Below are 17,305 nucleotides of genomic sequence, written 5' to 3'. Positions count from 1 at the left end.
CTCTCCTCGGCGGTGGTACGTAGGGGTTGATTACACAACCGGCCCCCGCTCACGAGGAGCGGGGGCCGGTTGCAGGCGCTTACAGCTTGTCCGGCGCCGTGATCTTGCCGGAGATGATGTCGGCCTTGAACTTGTCGATCTGCGTTGCGTACTGCTTGAACTGCTCGTTGTTGATGACGTACCCGACGCCGTCTTCCTTCAGGCCGAGCACGGTGTTACCGGCCTTGAAGGAGTTGCCCTCGACCGACTTGATGAACTCGTACACCGCGGTGTCGACGCCCTTGAGCGCGGACCCGATGATGTACGGCTTCACCGCGGCGGCCGCGGTCTGGTACTGGTCGGAGTCGGTACCGATGGCCCACTTCTTGGCCGCCGCAGCCGCCTCGAAGACACCGTTGTTCGACAGACCGGCGGCGGCGTAGATGACGTCAGCACCCCGCTCGTAGAGACCGGTGGCGGCCACCTTGCCCTTGTCGGGGGCGGCGAAGCCGCTGAAGTCCGGCGGCTGCGAGATGTAGGTCGAGAGGACCTTGATGCTCGGCTTGGCCGCCTTGGCGCCGGCCTGGAAGCCCGCCTGGAACTTCTGGATCAGCGGGTTGTTCACGCCGCCGACGAAGCCGACGGTGCCGGACTTGCTGGACAGCGCGGCCAGCGCACCGACCAGGTACGCGGCCTCGTTCTCCTTGAACGTGTACGACGCGACGTTGTCGCCGGTGACGCTGGCGTCGTCGATGATCTGGAACTTCGTGTCCGGGTAGTCCGGCGCGACCGCCTTCAGCGCGTTCGCGTAGGCGAAGCCGACCGCGACGATCGTGTTGTAGCCGGCGTCGGCGAGCTCCTTGAGCCGCGCCTCCTTGTCGGCGTCGACCTCGCCGTCCTTGGCCGCGAGTTCCTTGCTCTCGAGCTTGAACTCCTTGGCCGCCTTGTCGAAGCCGGCCGCGGCGGAGTCGTTGAAGGACTTGTCGCCCCGCCCGCCGATGTCGAAGGCGAGGCCGATCTTCAGGGTCTGCGCGGAGCTCGACGACGACGAGTCCGAGCTGCTGCTCGAGTCGCTGTCACTGCCGCCGCAGGCCGTGAGTGCCAACGCCATGACCGCGGCCACCGCCGCGAATTTCATCCCACGCGGGTAGCGCAAGACCTTCTCCCTCCATTTGCCCGACCCCGTCTACATCCGCCGCCGCGCCGCTTGGCGGACACGGTCGGGGCAGATCAGGGGGAGCGTAGGCGCAGGTAGACGTGTAAAGAAGCGGAGCAGGCAGTCGTCACCGGACCGTGACTAAACCGCGATGACGACGGAAAGTAGGCAGTCGACACGCCGAATAGGTAACGGCAACTGTTGCCCAACGTAAACGTCTTCCATTGGCAGCTAATGAACCGATTCAGTCGGCGAGCGGGCGGTGTGAGAGTGGCCACTCACCTGGTCAGACGGGTCACACCCTCAACGGCGTGTCCGGATCCTGGGAATAGCATGCGGGCATGCCCAGCGCTGCACCTACGGCTCGCCGGCTACCGGCGGGCACGCTCTATCGCGGTCGTGAGGGGATGTGGTCGTGGGTGGCCCACCGGGTCACCGGCGTCCTGATCTTCTTCTTCCTCTTCGTCCACGTTCTCGACACCGCGCTGATCCGGGTGTCGCCGGACGCCTACAACGACGTCATCGCGTCGTACAAGCATCCGATCATGAGCGTGATGGAGCTCGGCCTGACCGCCGCGATCCTGTTCCACGCCCTGAACGGGATCCGGATCGTGCTGGTCGACTTCTGGTCCAAGGGCACCAAGTACCAGGCCGTGATGCTGCGGGTGATCGTCGTGCTCTGGGTCGCGCTTATGGTTCCGAGCACGTACTACCTGCTCAAGCACGCCTTCCTCGAAGTGTTCGGGAGCTAGCGATGACCGTCGACATCGAGGCACCGCGCACGCCCCGGCGGCGGGCGGCCAACCGCACGAACTTCGAGATGTACGCCTGGGTGTTCATGCGCCTGTCCGGGCTGCTGCTCGTCGTCCTGGTGTTCACCCACCTGATCGTCAACGCGTTCATCGACGGTGGGGTGCAGCGGGTCAGCTTCGCGTTCGTCGCGGGCAAGTACGCCTCGCCGTTCTGGCAGGTGTTCGACCTGGCCCTGCTGTGGCTGGCCCAGCTGCACGGCACCAACGGCCTGCGCGTGATCATCAACGACTACGCCGAGCGGGACAGCACCCGGTTCTGGCTGAAGATGCTGCTCTTCACCGCGTCGACGCTGATCATCGCGCTCGGCACGCTGGTCATCTTCACGTTCGACCCGACGATTTCCTGACCCCGGGAGCGCGACATGCAGTTCCACCGGTACGACACGGTCATCGTCGGGGCCGGCGGCGCCGGCATGCGGGCGGCTCTGGAAGCCGGCCAGCGGTGCCGTACGGCCGTCCTGACCAAGCTGTACCCCACCCGGTCCCACACCGGCGCGGCCCAGGGCGGCATGTGCGCCGCGCTGGCCAACGTCGAGGAAGACAACTGGGAGTGGCACACCTTCGACACGATCAAGGGCGGTGACTACCTGGTCGACCAGGACGCCGCCGAGATCATGGCCAAGGAAGCGATCGACGCCGTCCTCGACCTCGAGAAGATGGGGCTGCCGTTCAACCGCACCCCCGAGGGCCGGATCGACCAGCGCCGGTTCGGCGGCCACACCCGTAACCACGGCGAGGCCGCCGTCCGCCGGGCCTGCTACGCCGCCGACCGCACCGGCCACATGATCCTGCAGACGCTCTACCAGCAGTGCGTCAAGCACGGCATCGAGTTCTACAACGAGTTCTACGTGCTCGACGTGATCATGTCGGAGGGCCCCGAGGGCCCCGTGTGCACCGGTGCCGTGGCTTACGAGCTCGCCACCGGCGAGATCCACGTCTTCCACGCCAAGGCGGTCGTGTTCGCGACCGGCGGCTTCGGCAAGGTCTTCAAGACGACGTCGAACGCGCACACGCTCACCGGCGACGGCATGGGCATCGTCTGGCGCAAGGGCCTGCCGCTGGAAGACATGGAGTTCTACCAGTTCCACCCGACCGGCCTGGCCGGGCTGGGCATCCTGCTCACCGAGGGCGCCCGGGCCGAGGGCGGCATCCTGCGCAACGACGCCGGCGAGCGGTTCATGGAGCGGTACGCGCCGACGATCAAGGACCTGGCGCCGCGCGACATCGTCGCCCGCGCGATGGCCACCGAGGTGCGCGAGGGACGCGGCGCCGGCCCGCACAAGGACTACGTCTACCTCGACCTCACGCACCTGCCGCCGGAGCAGCTCGACGCCAAGCTGCCCGACATCACCGAGTTCGCCCGCACGTACCTGGGCGTCGAGCCGTACACCGACCCGGTGCCGGTGTACCCGACCGCGCACTACGCGATGGGCGGAATCCCGACGAACATCCACGGCGAGGCGCTGCGCGACTCGGAGCACGTGATCCCGGGCCTGTACGCGGCCGGTGAGGTCGCCTGCGTCTCGGTGCACGGCGCCAACCGCCTGGGCACGAACTCGCTGCTCGACATCAACGTGTTCGGACGCCGGGCCGGTCTCGCGGCGGCCGAGTACGCACTGGCCCACTCACACGTGGACCTTCCGGAAGCTCCGGAGACGACCGTCGTCGCGCTGGTGGAGGGTCTCCGGGAGTCGACCGGCGAGGAGCGGGTGGCCGACATCCGCCGCGAGCTCCAGAACACGATGGACCTCAACGCGGCCGTCTACCGCACCGAGGGCTCGCTGAAGCAGGCGCTGGACGACATCGCCGGGCTCAAGGAGCGCTACGGCCGCATCTCGATCATGGACAAGGGCCAGCGCTACAACTCCGACCTGCTCGAGGCGGTCGAGCTGGGCTTCCTGCTCGACCTGGCCGAGGTGCTGGTGTTCTGCGCGGAGGCCCGCAAGGAGTCGCGCGGCGGCCACTCCCGCGAGGACTACACCACGCGCGACGACGAGAACTACATGAAGCACACGATGGCCTACCGGCAGCCGAACGGTGACATCACGCTCGGCACCAAGCCCGTCGTCGTCACCCGCTACCAGCCGATGGAGCGCAAGTACTGATGGCTTCCACGATGGAGATCACCCGCGAAGCGACCGACGAGGAACTCGTCGAGAAGACCGTGTCCGGCACGGTCATCCGGACGGTCAACCTCAAGATCCGGCGGTACAACCCCGAGGTCGACGAGGAGCCGCACTGGGAGACCTACGAGGTCCCGGTCACGCCCGGTGACCGGCTGCTGAACTCGCTCGGGCACGTCAAGGGATACATCGACGGCACGCTGACGTTCCGCCGGTCGTGCGCGCACGGCATCTGCGGCTCGGACGCGATGCGGATCAACGGCGTCAACCGGCTGGCCTGCAAGGTGCTGCTCAAGGACCTGCTGACCCGGGACGGCGAAGAGGTCACGATCGAGCCGATCAAGGGCCTGCCGGTCCTGAAGGACCTGATCGTCGACATGGAGCCGTTCTTCGCCGCGTACCGCGCGGTGAAGCCGTTCCTGATCGCCTACGGCAACGAGCCGACGAAGGAGCGCCTGCAGTCGGCCGAGGACCGCGCCCGGTTCGACGACACGACGAAGTGCATCCTGTGTGCCGCGTGCACGTCGTCGTGCCCGGTGTTCTGGAACGACGGCGAGTACTTCGGACCGGCCGCGATCGTCAACGCGCACCGGTTCATCTTCGACTCGCGGGACCAGGGGTCGGAGGAGCGGCTGGAGATCCTCAACGACGCCGAGGGCGTCTGGCGCTGCCGGACGACGTTCAACTGCACCGACGCCTGCCCCCGAGGCATCGAGGTCACCAAGGCCATCCAAGAGGTCAAGCGAGCCCTACTGTTCCGCCGCGTCTAGTGGGCGGCCCGTCCAGGTCAGGACAACGGCCGCTTCGCGGCCGAGCGGAGGCCTTTGTAGCCGACGTAGGCGATCACGGTGCCGATGATCAGGGCCGTCACGATGAGTACTGCGTGGACGGTGAGGAACGACGTCGGGGTGCCGTTGTGCCACGCGCGCGGGTCGTCCCAGATCGCCTTGGCGAACCGCGGCCAGATCAGCCAGTTCCAGGCTCCGGCGACGAGAAGGAACGCTGACCAGCGACGGGACAAAATCACCGCTCCATTATGCCCACCCCCGCGCGACGACAGAGTGCTGTGGCTCACCTGTGCATACGCTCAGGACTCGGCCAAACGGAAGAACAATCGCTACTCTGAGTTTGCACCGAGGCCACCCGAGGTACTGGCCACGGAGGAACTGACACCGTCCCGGAGGCGCTCAACGTGTCCGAGCCACTGCCGGATGATGCCCGAACCAGCGACCCAGAGGCGCTCCACACCGACGCCGAACTCGCCGCGTTAGCCGCGGTCATGCCGTCGGTCCCGGACTCTCTCGAGTCGAACGAACCGGCATCGTCCTGGCCTCGCGAAATGATCGACCCGGAGGCGCTGGCCGCCGAGGAGACACCGCCGCCCGCCCGGCCGCTGGCCGGACAGAGCGCCGCCGCCGGCGCCAGATCCGGCATCGCGACCGCCGTGCGCTCCGCGGTCCCGAACGCGATCCGCGACGGTGGAGTCGTGATCCGCCCGTCCACCGGCGCCCGCGTCCGCTGGACGCCGATCGAAGCGGTCGCCGACGAGTACGACGCCGCCCAGGCCATGCGCAGCCGGGGCTACAGCTGCCTCGGCGTGATCGGCAACGCGTCGCACTTACGCGGCTCCGGTGGCCACACCCCCTGGTGCTCGGAGGGCTACGCCGGTCGCGCCTGCAAGGTCGGCAAGGTCTACGCGATCGACCTCGAGGCCCCGAACATGACCGGGCTCGAGCGCTGGCTGATTCCGCGCCTGCGCGCCGGTTCGTACAAGTGGGTCTACTACCTCAACATCAACGGCCACCAGTACACCCGCAAGGACTCGTTCCGCGGCCGGTACTCGTCGGCCGACCAGCACCTGCACCTGTCCGGTCTGGCCGGCCACGAGAACGACAACTCGTCGATCCTGCGCGACTACGAGAATTTCCGCACCAACGGAGGAGAAGACATGGCCCAGGTGCCGCAGGCGCAGTGGGATCGGGTTCGCAAGCAGCTCGACTCCATCGACGACGTCGTGCACGGCGGCAACGGTGCGGCGTACCGCGAGTCGGCCATGAAGCGCGACCACCAGTCCCAGGTCGAGCAGCTCAAGGAGTACGTGGACCAGCGGCTGAACACGATCGAGGCCAAGCTCGACGCCCTCCTCGGCACGACGACGCCCCCTCCCACGGCCTGACGCGCACCGAATCGGGGTGTGGGCGAACGGCCCACACCCCGTTTACGTGTCCACCTCACGAGCAACGTGCCCACGGTTCGGTAGCGTTCGCAGAGTGACACCCCGGCGACTCGCAGCAGCAGCCTTCGCGCTCGTGTGTGCCGTCAGTGGCCTCGGCGTCGCCACGCCCGCCGACCCCGCCCAGGCGGCCGACGACCCGGCGTGCCCGATCGCCAAGGCCTCACCGCCGATCAGCCCGCCGCCCCCGCCACAGCCGACGCCGCCGACCAGGGACGACGACGGCGACCCGGTCGGCGGCGAGCGGATGGGCAGCGACGGCCTCGTCCTCCCGGAGAACGCGAAGCCGCTCCCGAAGAGCCTCAACGCCCACTCCTGGGTGCTCGCCGACCTCGACACCGGCCAGGTCCTCGCCGCCTGCGCCCCGCACGCGCTCCACCCGCCGGCCAGCACGCTCAAGCTGCTCACCGTCCTCACCGCGCTGCCGAAGGTGAAGCCGAACCAGACCGTCACCGTCACCACCGGCGACCTGGCGTTCGAGTCCGGCAGCTCCGCGGTCGGGCTGGTCGAGGGCGGCCGCTACAAGGTCCAGACCGTCCTGCTCGGGTTGATGCTGGTCTCCGGCAACGACGCGGCCAACGTGCTGACCCGGCTGGCCGGCGGCGAGAACGGGGTCAAGGGCGGGCTCGCGGCGATGAACGACACCGCCGAGAAGCTCGGCGCCCACGACACGCACGCGTCGACCCCGTCCGGCCTCGACGGCCCCGGCCAGTGGACCAGCGCCTACGACCTGGCCCTGATCGCCCGGGCCGACTTCGCCCGCCCGGACTTCCGCAAGCTCACCGCGACCAGGTCCGCGCAGATCCCGCCGCAGAAGCCGAACGTCCAGCCGCCGCGCACGTACGCCGGCTTCCAGATCCAGAACGACAACCGCCTGCTGTACAACTACCCGGGCGCGATCGGCGGCAAGACCGGCTACACCGACCTGGCCCGGCACACCTACATGGGCGCGGCCACCCGGAACGGCCGCCGGCTCGTCGTCACGATGCTCGACGGCGAGCACCGGCCGCAGCCGCTCTGGCAGCAGGCCGCCGGCCTGCTCGACTGGGGCTTCGCCCTCCCGGCCGCGACCGCTCCGGTCGGCCGTCTGGTGAACGGCGCGAACGACGCGCCGTCTCCGGCTCAAACGCACCAGGCGGACGCCGAGCGGGCGGGCAAGATCGCGACGGCCGGCACCACCGACGGCCCCTCGGCCTACTTCGTCGGCGCCGGGGTGGTCGGCGTGAGCCTGCTGGTGGTGGGCATCGGCTTGCTCAGGGCTCGGCAGGTGCGGGCCCGGGCCGCGCGACGACGTCGTCCCGGGCGGCTGCCGTATCCGGTGGGGCCGGGTGGGCCTCCGCGCTCGTCACGACGGGAGCCCGATCGAGGTCCGTCCGGCCCCCGCCCGCGATCGGCCGGCCGTCCTCCGCAGCGATATAGCGCACCGTCGGCTGACCCGGACCGTCCCCGTCGTCCGCATGATCCCCGTCGGCCGACCGACCCGCGTCGGCCGGAGGGGTCTCGATGACCGCGACGACCTCGACGCAGTCGGCCTCGTCGGAGGACGCGGTGCGGTCGACGACCGCGCCGCCGCGCTTGGCGACGGCGGTCAGCGCGGCGCAGTAGAGCAGCAGCTGGTCGAACAGGTTGAGGAAGACCAGCAGACCGACGGTGCCGGCGACGACGGTGTACGCCGGGTTGGACTCGGTCATGTTGATGTAGACGCGCCCGACGGTCTTGAGCAGCTCGAGCCCGACCGCACCGAGCAGCGCCGGGCCGATCACCCGCCGGAACGACATCCGCAGCCGGGGCAGCCCGGCCAGGAACCCGACGAACGCGACGACGTTGACGATCATCCCGGCCAGGAACGCCAGCACGCTCAGCGTGGTCGTGCCGATCGGGCCGTCCTGCCCGGCCGCCCCGAGCGCCCACTCGGCTCCGCTGGAGATCATCACGGTGACGCCGACCGAGAGCAGCAGCGCGGCGCCGAGACCGATCAGCGCGACCAGGTCGCTGAACGTCCGGACGAACCAGTTGCTCGGGAACTCGTTGCGCCGCCAGACCGCCCGCACCGAGCTGCGGATGCAGTCCACCCAGCGCTGGCCCGCGAACAGGAAGCCGAAGATACCGATGATGCCCGCGGTGTTCCGGGCGTCGGCGATCGCGCTGACCGGCAGCCCGGGGATGTTCTGCAGGAGGAACTGCTCGACCTGCATCGTCAGCGCGGCGTCGTCGGAAAGAAGGAAGCCGAGGATCGAGAACGACAGCAACCCGAGCGGGAACGCGGCCAGGAACGCGTAGTACGTCATGCCCGCGGCCAGCCGGCCACCGTGGACGTCGTCGAACCGGACCGCGGCCACGATCACCGTGTCGAACCAGCGCCACCGGTCGCGGGCGCGCCGGACCGGGCCGACGACCCACGACGGAACCCCGGGGAACGCGACGAACCGATCGGCCATGCCGCGCCCCCAACGCCTACACCGGGAAGGGAAAGTCCTGCTGTGGGCGCCAACGCCCGTCGATCCCGTGCTCGAACAACGTAAAACCAGATACCCGGAATCGCGCTTCGAAATGCGCGAGCCGTGCGTAGACCCGGTCGAGGGCCTCGTCGTCCAGATCGTGGGCGACCGTGACGTGTGGGTGGTACGGGTACAGCCGTTCCCGATCGAGCGGTCCGGTGCGGATGTCCTTCTCGAGCATCTCGCACTCGCTGATCCCGCTGGCGACCGCGACGAAGACGACCGCGGTCACCGGGCGGAACGTTCCGCTCCCCCGCAGGTGCAGATCGAACGGCGCGTGCCGGGTGGCCGCCACCCGCAGGTGCTCGACGACGCCCGGCACGTCGTCGTCGGCCAGCGCGGTGGGGCCGAGCAGCGTGACGTGGGCCGGGATGAACTCGGCCATCGGGTCGCCGGCGGTCCGGCGGTATTCGTCCAGTTGCCCGCCGAACGGGGCGGGAATCGACAGCGCTACCCCGATCGTGCGGGTCACGGGGCCGCCGGCGGAAGGAACCCGACTTTGTCGTAGGCCGCGGCCAGGGTGGGGGCGGCCACCCGGCGGGCCTTCTCGGCCCCGATCGCCAGCACCCGGTCGAGCTCGGCCGGGTCGTCGAGGTATTCCTGGGTCGCCTTCTGGATGGGCGTCAGGAAGTCGGCCACCACGGCGCCGAGTTCCTTCTTCAGGTCGCCGTAGCCCTTGCCCTCGTACGCGGTGGTCAGCTCGTCGATCGTGCGGCCGGTGAGCGCCGAGTAGATCGTCAGCAGGTTGCTGACGCCGGGCTTGTTCTCCGGGTCGAACACGATCTCGCGGCCGGTGTCGGTGACCGCCGAGCGGATCTTCTTCGCGTTGCGGTTCGGCTCGTCGAGCAGGTCGATGACGCCGGCCGGCGACGACGCCGACTTGCTCATCTTCGCGGTCGGGTTCTGCAGGTCGTAGACCTTGGCCGACTCGCGGACGATGAACGCCTTCGGCACCGTGAACGTCTCGCCGAACGTGCTGTTGAAGCGCTGCGCGAGATCACGCGACAACTCGACGTGCTGCCGCTGGTCTTCGCCGACCGGGACGGCGTCGGCCTGGTAGAGCAGGATGTCGGCGGCCTGCAGGATCGGGTAGGTGAACAGCCCGACGCTGGACCGGTCGACGCCGCCCTTGGCGGACTTGTCCTTGAACTGGGTCATCCGGCTGGCCTCGCCGAAGCCGGTGATGCACGACAGCACCCAGGCGAGCTGCGCGTGCTCGGGGACGTGGCTCTGCACGAACAGGGCCGACTCTTCCGGGTCGATGCCGACGGCGAGCAGCTGCGCGGCGGACACCCGGGTACGGCGGCGCAGCGCCTCGGGGTCGTGGCCCGCGGTGATCGCGTGCAGATCGACGACGCAGAAGTAGCAGTCATGGGTCTGCTGCATCGCCACCCAGTTGCGTACCGCCCCGAGGTAGTTGCCGAGATGGAACGAGTCGCTGGTGGGCTGGATACCGGACAGCACTCGGGGACGTGTCTCACCCATGCCCGACATTGTGTCAGGACTGGATCGATACCATCGCACCGGAAGCGATCCGGAGGAGCGGACATGAAACTGCTGGTGACAGGTGGAGCCGGGTATATCGGCAGCGTCGTGACCCGACTCCTGGTCGACGCCGGGCACGACGTCACCGTGCTCGACGACCTCTCGACCGGTCACGCCGACGCGTTGCCGGCCGGGGTGCCGCTGCACGAGCTGGCCATCCACGACGTCGGTTCGGTGCTCACCCCGGACGCCGGGTTCGAGGGCGTGCTGCACTTCGCGGCCAAGATCGCGGCCGGCGAGTCGGTGCAGTTCCCCGAGCGACACTTCCACACGAACGTGATCGGCTCGCTGGCGCTACTGGACGCGATCCGCGCGGCCGGCGTGCCCCGGATGGTCTTCAGCTCCACCGCCGCGGTCTACGGCAACCCGCTCGAGGTGCCGATCACCGAGGACGCGGTGAAGGCTCCCACGAACCCGTACGGCTGGACGAAGCTCACGGTGGACGCGGCGATCGGGGCCGAGTGCACCGCGCACGGGCTCGGGGCGATCAGCCTCCGGTACTTCAACGTGGCCGGCGCGTACCTCCCGGAATCCGGCCCCGCGCTGGGTGAGCGGCACGACCCCGAGACCCACCTGATCCCGATCGCGCTCGACGTCGCGGCCGGGAAGCGGGAGAAGCTGCAGGTGTTCGGCGACGACTACCCGACGCCCGACGGCACCTGCGTGCGCGACTACATCCACGTCGCCGACCTGGCCGCCGCTCACCTGCTGGCGCTGGAGGCGATCGAGCCGAACCGGCACCGGATCTACAACCTCGGCAACGGCAACGGGTTCAGCAACCAGCAGGTGGTCGAGGTGGTCCGGGCGGTGACCGGCGCGCCGGTGCCGGTCGAGATGGCCGCCCGGCGCCCGGGCGACCCGGCCGAGCTCGTCGCGTCGAGCGCGCGCGCGAAGGACGAGCTGGGCTGGGTGCCGTCACGTCCGGATCTGCACCAGATCGTGTCCGACGCCTGGGACTTCTACCGGTCAGGCGCTCGCGGCTAGTTCGAGCGCGTAGTCGGGCCAGAACTGCCCGGCCTCCGGGGCCCCGTCTCGGCAGGCGCCGTCCGAGATGCCCGGCTGCTTGACCCACAGGTAGGCGTCCACCAGCGGGTTTCCGGTCTTCGTCGTCGGTGCCGGGCCGAGCGCCCGGCCCGGCGGGTTGCACCACCGCAGGTCGTCGGACTCGGGCGGCGCGCCGGCGCCGTTCCGGCTGGTGTCGATGACGAAGTGCTTGCCCGCGCTCTTCCCGGCGATCTTCGCCCCGTAGGCGATCGACGCCTCGGTGGTCTGGAAGTTGCCGACGTTGAGCGCGAAGCCGTCGGCCTGCTCGAGGCCGGACGCGTAGAGCACCTGGGTCATCTGGTCGGCGGGCATCCAGGCCGAGTTGCCCGCGTCCAGGTACACCTTGAGCTTCGGGTTGGCCTTGAGCGTCCGCACGGCGTTCGTGAGCAGCGTGAACCGCTCCTTGGCCTGTGCCTCGTTCAGGCACCCGTCGATCGTGTGCACGACCGCGTCGGGCTCGAGGATCAGGTAGGCCGCGCTGTTCCTGGTGGCGGCCGCGAGCTTGCCGATGAACGCCTGGTAGGCGGCCGCGTCGGCCGCGCCGCCGGAGGCCGCGCCGGGGCCGGCGCAGTCCCGGTTCGGCAGGTCGTAGGCGACCAGCACCGGCGTGCGTCCGGCCTTGGCCGCGCCGTCGACCACCGCGGTCACCTTCGACGTCAGGTCCGGGCCGTCCTCGGCGAACCAGGTCGCGGTCGGCTGGGAGGCGATCTTCTCCAGCAGGGCCGCGTCGTCCTTGCGGCCCTCGGCGATCCAGGTGGCCCGCTGCCGCTCCGATGCGCTGCCGGGCACCAGGTAGAACGGGTCGTCCGGGTCCGACGGCTGGCTGAGCGGCGGGACCTTGGCAGCTTTCTCGGCCACGGTCTCGCCGGCCCGGCTCCAGACCAGCGCCCCGAGCGCGAGCAGCACGACCGCCCCGAGCGCCAGCCACATCCAGGGGGCGCTGCGGCCCGGCGCGGTCTTCTCGGTCTCGGCCACCGGCGTCGCGTCGTCCGGCATCGCGTCGTCCGGCGGGGCGTCGTCCGAGGGGGTGAAGAGGCCGGTCGGGGCGAACGCCGACGGCCCCGGCACCTCAGCCGACGGCCCCGGCACCTCAGCCGACCGTCCCGGCGCCTCTTTCGAGGTGCCGGGACGGGGTGGCTCGGGAGTGCCGGTCAGGAGATGTTCACCCACTTGGCCACCGACGGGGTTCCGTCGTTGTTGATCAGGTACAGCAGGTAGTAGCCGGCCGGCACCATCGCGGCCCCGGTCGGGACGGTCAGGTCGATGCCGTCGCCGGTCTTCTTGAAGTCCACCGCCAGCGACCGCTGCTCGACGTCGGTGGTGTGCGTGACCGAGCTCGGCTTGAGCAGGCGCACCTTGGCCACGCTGGCCGCGTCCGGGGTGGTGTAGTGGACGGTCGCACCGCGCTTGGCGGTCTTCGGGCCGTCGGTGATCGCCGGCCGCTTGCTGCCGTTGAGCAGGTACGGCGGGGTGTAGATCTCGACCCGCTGCTCGAAGTCGCCCTGGCTGAAGTCGTCCTTGCTCTTGTAGAGCGGGTCGCCGCCGAACGTCACCACGCGGCCGTCGGGCAGCAGGAGCGCCTCGGAGTGGTAGTTACGGCCGACGCGCGGCCGGGCCACCGGGTCGAACGTGTCCGACTCGGGGTGGTACATCTGCGCCGTGTACAGATCGGACTCGCCGCGGCCCCGGTAGTCCTTGGAGCCGTTGGTCGTGAACACCGAGTCGTCCGGCATCAGCACCGCGCTGAGGTAGCGCGTCGGGTTCGGCAGGTCCGCGGTCCGCTTGTACGTCGGGTTGGCCTGGTTCAGGTCGATGACCGCGGTGCGCTTCGTCGACACCGGCGAGTCGCCGTTCTTGCCGCCGCCGAGCACCATGATCTTCTGGTCCTGGGCCGGCGCGAGCATCAGCGACGCGCTGGTCTCCAGCTTGTCGGCGTCCGGCAGGCCGGGCACCTCCTGGAACGTGTTCGTCTTGGTGTCCCAGATACCGGGCTTGCGCTGCGACTGCGGCTGGCCGTAGCCGGACGAGGAGCCCGAGAAGAACAGCTTGTCGTTCTTCATCAGGAACAGCGCCGGGTAGGTCGGGTACTGCTTGGTCATCTTCGGCTCGGCGACCCACTTCTTCTTCGCCGGGAGGTACCGCTCGGTCTCGGCGACCAGGCCGCCGACCTGGTTGAGGCCGGAGACCGCGAGCAGCGAGCCGTCGGACTGCTGAGCCAGCGTCGGGTACCAGCGGGCGTCGACCATGTCGCTGACCCGCTCGTACTTCTCGGTGTACGGGTTGAACTCGAAGCTGTCGGCGATGCCCTGGAACTCTTGCTTCTTGTAGCCGATGTTCAGGGCGCTCGCTTTCACGTCCTTGGCGTCCTGGCCCTTGAGCGAGCTCGTGATCGTGAACTGCTGGAGCTTGTCGACGCCCTTGCCCTGGCCCTCGTCGAGCGCCTCGACGAAGACCGCGGTGCCGGTACCGGCCGTCACGGTCTTCTTGCCGACGGTCTTCTTGGTTCCCGGCTTCAGGACCGCCGTCTGCGTCGAGTGGTACTTGAGGCCCGTCGTCTGCGAGGTGAAGATCGTGCCCTTGCCGAGCACGTAACGCCGGTTCGGGTTGTTGTTGATCACGGTCATCGTGCCCGAGGCGCGCTTCACGTTGGCCGGGAGGACCTCGTAGCGCTGGGTGCCACCGGCCACGACGAGCTTGCCGTCGGGCAGGAACGCGTGGCCACCGCAGAACAGGTCGACCGGCGTCGGGATCATCTTGAAGTGGTTCGTCGCCGGGTCCCACAGCATGGTCTTGAACGTGCCCTTGGCGAACACCTTGTCGCGGTTACCGGAGCCCGCGATCAGCAGCACCTTGCCGGTGGGCAGCAGCGCCGCGTGGATCGCGTTGATGCGGTACGCGGACGGGATCTTCAGGAAGTCCCACCGGCCGTTCTGGGCCTGGAAGCCGGGCTGGCTGGCCTGGAAGTCGTAGACCCGGTCCATGGCCGCGGCCACCAGCGGCCGGTTCACGACGCCTAACGCGGCCAGGACGGCGACGCTCAGGAAACTCGCCAGCACGCGCCGCTTGGCACTCCAGCGCGGACGGGGGCGGGGACTCATGCCGCAGGCTCCATTTCTCGTACTCGTACTGGCGGGGCAGGGATCTGCGCGGGCTTCTTGCGCCGGGACCGGCTGAACATCCAGATCACGACCGGCGCGAGGCAGAGGAGGAGGCGGAAGACCCCCCACCACCACATCGTGCTCGAGGCGTGTTCGTAGTAGATGCCGGCCCCGAGGATCGCGAGGTAGAAGACCGCCCACTGCAGGTGCTTCCTGAACGTCCGCAGCCGGTCGGCGCTGGCCGCGTCGCCCTTCGGCGTGATCACGAAGCCGGTACGCCGACGCAGGGCGGTGCCGACCAGCGAGGACCCGTAGACCGGCCCGCAGATCAGCGAGATCAGACCGCCCCGGAGACCGGTGGAACCCGGTGGTTCGTGCGGGCTGACGTTGTGCCTTCGGTTCCAGAAGTACAGCACGGTCTGGAGGATGAAGCCGTCGACGTAGAGCATCAGCCACAGGTCGAACGGCACCAGGACGCCCTTGACGCTGCCGGCCAGGAACATCGCCGCGTTGAGCGCGCCGACCAGCCACATCAGCGCGGTCGTCGGGTAGTAGACCAGCAGCATCGAGTAGTAGAAGATCCGGCGCGGCCCGAGGTGGGCCATCAGCTTCGGGAAGTTCCGCTGGACGAGCAGCTCGTGCGTACCGCGCGACCACCGGTGCTGCTGGGTGAAGAAGTCGCTCCAGGACGACGGGCCCTCGCCGACCGCCAGCACGTCCGGGGTGTACACCGACTTCCACTTGCGGCCGGTGTCCGGGTTACGGGTGCCGTGCAGCAGCATGCCGGTCGCGAAGTCCTCGGTGATCGAGTCCTGCACGCCCTGGATCTGCATCAGGGCCGAGATCCGGATCGCGTTGTTCGTGCCGACCAGCATCGGGGCCCCGTAGCGGTTGCCCGCCCGCTGGATGATCGCGTGGAACATGAACTGCTGCGACTCGGACGCCTTGGTGACGAAGTTGTCGCAGTTGCCGTAGACCTGCGGGCCGACGACGAACGCGACGTCCGGATCGCGGAAGTAGCCGAGCATCCGCTCGCAGTAGTTGGGCAGCGGCGCGTGGTCGGGGTCGACCGAGACGAACACGTCGTACTCGGCGCCGTGCTGGATGATCCACGCGTTGTAGTTGCCGTGCTTGGTGCGCGCCTTGTGCGGGCCGGCGGTGGTGTTCCAGGCGCCGACGCCCTTGCGGCTGAAGTGGTTGATCCCGTTGCGGGCGCACATCTCGCGCACCTCGGGGTCGTCGCCCTCGTCGAGCAGCCAGACGTCGTACTTGCCGGGGTGCCGGATCTTCGTCGCCGCCTTGAGCGTGTGCTCCACCATCTCGATCGGTTCCTTGCCGGGAACGATCGTGGTGAGGAACGCGACGCGTAAGTCCGGCGCGGGCCAGACCGGGATCGGGTTGCGGCTGTTGATCGTGGCGACGACCAGCGTGAATGTACTGACCAGCCGGAACGCCTCGACCACGATCGTCGTCACGATGAGGACGGTGGCGGCGTAGCGGAGGTAGTCGCTGACGACCTCCTCCGGGCGCGGCTCGGCGCCGAGCACGATCAACCAGACGAAGAACGCGACTTCCAGGCCCAGCGTGGTCAGGCCCAATAACGCGGTCCGGATCGGACGGCGGCCGGGCAGCTTCTTGTACTGGACCTTGTAGTCACCGGCCGGAGCGACCTGGATGTCTCCGGTCAGCTGGCTGAAGCGCTCGTAGTCGTAGACCGAGACCTGCGGGAACTGACCGGTCGTCGAGACGCGGCGGGCGCGGTCCTCGGCCGTCATCCCGTGCAGCTCGTAGTCGGGGATCGAGATCGCCTTGAACGTGCCGGTGTCCTCGAACGCACCGACCTTCGCGGTCCCGCGCGCGCCGGGGGCGGCCGAGGAGGCCTTCGCGGCGGCAGGCGGCGGGGCGCCGGCGGCCGCGTAGGCCCGCTGCTGCTGGGGCGCCTGCCCGTACTGGGCCTGGCCGTCGCGGCCGGGCCGCTGGTCCTGCTGCTGGCCGCCGGGCGGCGGGTACTGGCCCGCGTAGCCCTGCTGCGGCTCCGGGATGCGCGGTACCGACCCGGAGACCCGCGGCACGGACCCGGAGATCCGCGGGACCGACCCGGACACCCGAGGCACCTCGCCCGAGGCGTACGGGCCTTCCCCGACGCGGGGGATGTCGCCGGAGAGGCGCGGGATCGGCGCGCTGGCCCGGGCGACGGCCGGACCGTCGCCCGGCTGCTGGGGCTGAGGCACGACCGCGCGGCCGCGCGACTGCGGCTCGTCCCCGGCCGGCGGAGCCGGCACGGAAGCCGACCCCACGGAGGCCGACCCCACGGAGGCCGACCCGACGGACGCGGATCCGACCGAAGCGGACCCTACGGACGCGGATCCGACCGACGCCGAGCCTACGGACGCTGAGCCCACGGACGCCGAACCGGCCGCACGCGGCGCCGGGCCCGGAGGCGCAGGCGGAGGCGGAGGAGCCGGCACGCTGGCCCGTCCGGAGGAAGCCCCGGCACCGGGAGGAGCGGCCTGCTCCTCCTCGGGTTCGGCAGCCGGGCGCGTCGAGGGGACGCGCACCCGGCCGACAGCCGAGTTGCCGGGCTGCGACGAGTCGTCATCACTCGCCGCAGGCCTGTTCGGCGCGGTCATCAAAGCCCTCCTCCGACAGGGGCAAAGCGCGGCCCCTGACTGAAACGGATGTCGAGATGATTGGTTCGGCCGACGAACAGGTGGGTCTTCACCGACCGCACCATCAGCTCGGAAAGCCGGGGCGCCACCCCACCCGGAAGGCGGGACACTGCCCCGCCCGGGCGGACAGCAGATTTCGGATTTACGA

Annotated in this window: 14 protein-coding genes and 1 pseudogene; 7 read left to right on the top strand and 8 right to left on the bottom strand. The window is 69.4% G+C overall.

Translation table 11 applies throughout. The features are described 5' to 3' along the window. Positions 1–79: 79 nt before the first annotated feature. The gene (locus FL583_RS10585) at positions 80–1,135 is read right to left on the bottom strand and encodes a BMP family lipoprotein (protein ID WP_240746650.1); all 1,056 of its coding nucleotides are present in this window, start codon (positions 1,133–1,135) and stop codon (positions 80–82) included. Positions 1,136–1,476: 341 nt separating this feature from the next. On the opposite strand from FL583_RS10585, the gene sdhC reads away from it, so the two are divergent. From sdhC to FL583_RS10565, 4 genes are read left to right on the top strand one after another with little or no spacing between them, the layout of a single operon-like run. Next, positions 1,477–1,887 (top strand): succinate dehydrogenase, cytochrome b556 subunit, encoded by a 411-nt coding sequence (gene sdhC / locus FL583_RS10580; protein ID WP_142704401.1) that lies wholly within the window; start codon positions 1,477–1,479, stop codon positions 1,885–1,887. Positions 1,888–1,889: 2 nt separating this feature from the next. Further along, positions 1,890–2,294, top strand: a complete 405-nt coding sequence (locus FL583_RS10575) for a succinate dehydrogenase hydrophobic membrane anchor subunit (protein WP_142704400.1) — start codon at positions 1,890–1,892, stop codon at positions 2,292–2,294. 15 nt (positions 2,295–2,309) lie between these two features. Next, complete coding sequence (gene sdhA / locus FL583_RS10570) at positions 2,310–4,052, top strand: succinate dehydrogenase flavoprotein subunit (RefSeq protein ID WP_142704399.1); 1,743 nt, start codon at positions 2,310–2,312, stop codon at positions 4,050–4,052. Next, a complete protein-coding gene (locus FL583_RS10565; protein ID WP_170323581.1) occupies positions 4,052–4,840 on the top strand; it encodes a succinate dehydrogenase iron-sulfur subunit in 789 nt (262 codons plus the stop codon). The genes sdhA and FL583_RS10565 overlap by 1 nt, the downstream gene beginning before the upstream one ends. Positions 4,841–4,857: 17 nt before the next feature. Here FL583_RS10565 and FL583_RS10560 read toward each other — a convergent pair whose 3' ends face one another. Next, positions 4,858–5,097: an SCO4848 family membrane protein gene (locus FL583_RS10560; RefSeq protein WP_142704398.1), complete on the bottom strand. Its 240-nt coding sequence runs from the start codon at positions 5,095–5,097 to the stop codon at positions 4,858–4,860. A 312-nt stretch (positions 5,098–5,409) separates the two neighbouring features. On the opposite strand from FL583_RS10560, the gene FL583_RS10555 reads away from it, so the two are divergent. Both FL583_RS10555 and FL583_RS42875 read left to right on the top strand, forming a co-directional pair. Then, the gene (locus FL583_RS10555; protein WP_142704397.1) at positions 5,410–6,246 is read left to right on the top strand and encodes a hypothetical protein; all 837 of its coding nucleotides are present in this window, start codon (positions 5,410–5,412) and stop codon (positions 6,244–6,246) included. Positions 6,247–6,340: 94 nt separating this feature from the next. Further along, complete coding sequence (locus FL583_RS42875) at positions 6,341–7,810, top strand: D-alanyl-D-alanine carboxypeptidase family protein (RefSeq protein ID WP_420843127.1); 1,470 nt, start codon at positions 6,341–6,343, stop codon at positions 7,808–7,810. Between the two features lie 79 nt (positions 7,811–7,889). On the opposite strand, the pseudogene FL583_RS41595 reads toward FL583_RS42875, so the two are convergent. The 3 genes and pseudogenes from FL583_RS41595 to trpS form a co-directional block, all read right to left on the bottom strand. Continuing rightward, positions 7,890–8,741: pseudogene (locus FL583_RS41595) on the bottom strand (YihY/virulence factor BrkB family protein); the annotation flags it as partial. Positions 8,742–8,757: 16 nt separating this feature from the next. Then, the gene (locus FL583_RS10540) at positions 8,758–9,273 is read right to left on the bottom strand and encodes a 2'-5' RNA ligase family protein (RefSeq protein ID WP_142704395.1); all 516 of its coding nucleotides are present in this window, start codon (positions 9,271–9,273) and stop codon (positions 8,758–8,760) included. Beyond that, positions 9,270–10,286, bottom strand: a complete 1,017-nt coding sequence (trpS, locus tag FL583_RS10535) for a tryptophan--tRNA ligase (RefSeq protein ID WP_142704394.1) — start codon at positions 10,284–10,286, stop codon at positions 9,270–9,272. Before trpS ends, FL583_RS10540 begins: the two co-directional genes overlap by 4 nt. A 63-nt stretch (positions 10,287–10,349) precedes the next feature. Here trpS and galE point away from each other — a divergent pair, with 63 nt between their 5' ends. Continuing rightward, positions 10,350–11,330: a UDP-glucose 4-epimerase GalE gene (galE, locus tag FL583_RS10530; protein WP_142704393.1), complete on the top strand. Its 981-nt coding sequence runs from the start codon at positions 10,350–10,352 to the stop codon at positions 11,328–11,330. Here galE and FL583_RS10525 read toward each other — a convergent pair. From FL583_RS10525 to FL583_RS10515, 3 genes are read right to left on the bottom strand one after another with little or no spacing between them, the layout of a single operon-like run. Next, entirely contained in the window at positions 11,313–12,560 is a 1,248-nt protein-coding gene (locus FL583_RS10525; RefSeq protein ID WP_142704392.1) for a glycoside hydrolase family 6 protein, read from the bottom strand. The two genes, galE and FL583_RS10525, sit on opposite strands and share 18 nt — an antisense overlap. Next, positions 12,542–14,488, bottom strand: coding sequence for a radical copper oxidase GlxA (glxA, locus tag FL583_RS10520; protein WP_142704391.1), 1,947 nt, complete (start codon positions 14,486–14,488; stop codon positions 12,542–12,544). The genes FL583_RS10525 and glxA overlap by 19 nt, the downstream gene beginning before the upstream one ends. Then, entirely contained in the window at positions 14,485–16,770 is a 2,286-nt protein-coding gene (locus tag FL583_RS10515) for a glycosyltransferase family 2 protein (RefSeq protein ID WP_205752006.1), read from the bottom strand. The genes glxA and FL583_RS10515 overlap by 4 nt, the downstream gene beginning before the upstream one ends. Positions 16,771–17,305 lie beyond the last annotated feature (535 nt).

The organism is Cryptosporangium phraense, assembly GCF_006912135.1.
GTDB classification, from domain to species: domain Bacteria; phylum Actinomycetota; class Actinomycetes; order Mycobacteriales; family Cryptosporangiaceae; genus Cryptosporangium; species Cryptosporangium phraense.
This window is presented reverse-complemented; position numbering and strand designations above follow the sequence as displayed.

What these genes read in the sequence shown, in the direction of transcription:
- sdhC (WP_142704401.1), top strand. Translation starts at nt 1,477, where the DNA reads ATGCCCAGCGCTGCACCTACGGCTCGCCGGCTACCGGCGGGCACGCTC.
- trpS (WP_142704394.1), bottom strand. Translation starts at nt 10,286, where the DNA reads ATGGGTGAGACACGTCCCCGAGTGCTGTCCGGTATCCAGCCCACCAGC.
- sdhA (WP_142704399.1), top strand. Translation starts at nt 2,310, where the DNA reads ATGCAGTTCCACCGGTACGACACGGTCATCGTCGGGGCCGGCGGCGCC.
- glxA (WP_142704391.1), bottom strand. Translation starts at nt 14,488, where the DNA reads ATGAGTCCCCGCCCCCGTCCGCGCTGGAGTGCCAAGCGGCGCGTGCTG.
- galE (WP_142704393.1), top strand. Translation starts at nt 10,350, where the DNA reads ATGAAACTGCTGGTGACAGGTGGAGCCGGGTATATCGGCAGCGTCGTG.
- FL583_RS10575 (WP_142704400.1), top strand. Translation starts at nt 1,890, where the DNA reads ATGACCGTCGACATCGAGGCACCGCGCACGCCCCGGCGGCGGGCGGCC.
- FL583_RS10565 (WP_170323581.1), top strand. Translation starts at nt 4,052, where the DNA reads ATGGCTTCCACGATGGAGATCACCCGCGAAGCGACCGACGAGGAACTC.
- FL583_RS10555 (WP_142704397.1), top strand. Translation starts at nt 5,410, where the DNA reads ATGATCGACCCGGAGGCGCTGGCCGCCGAGGAGACACCGCCGCCCGCC.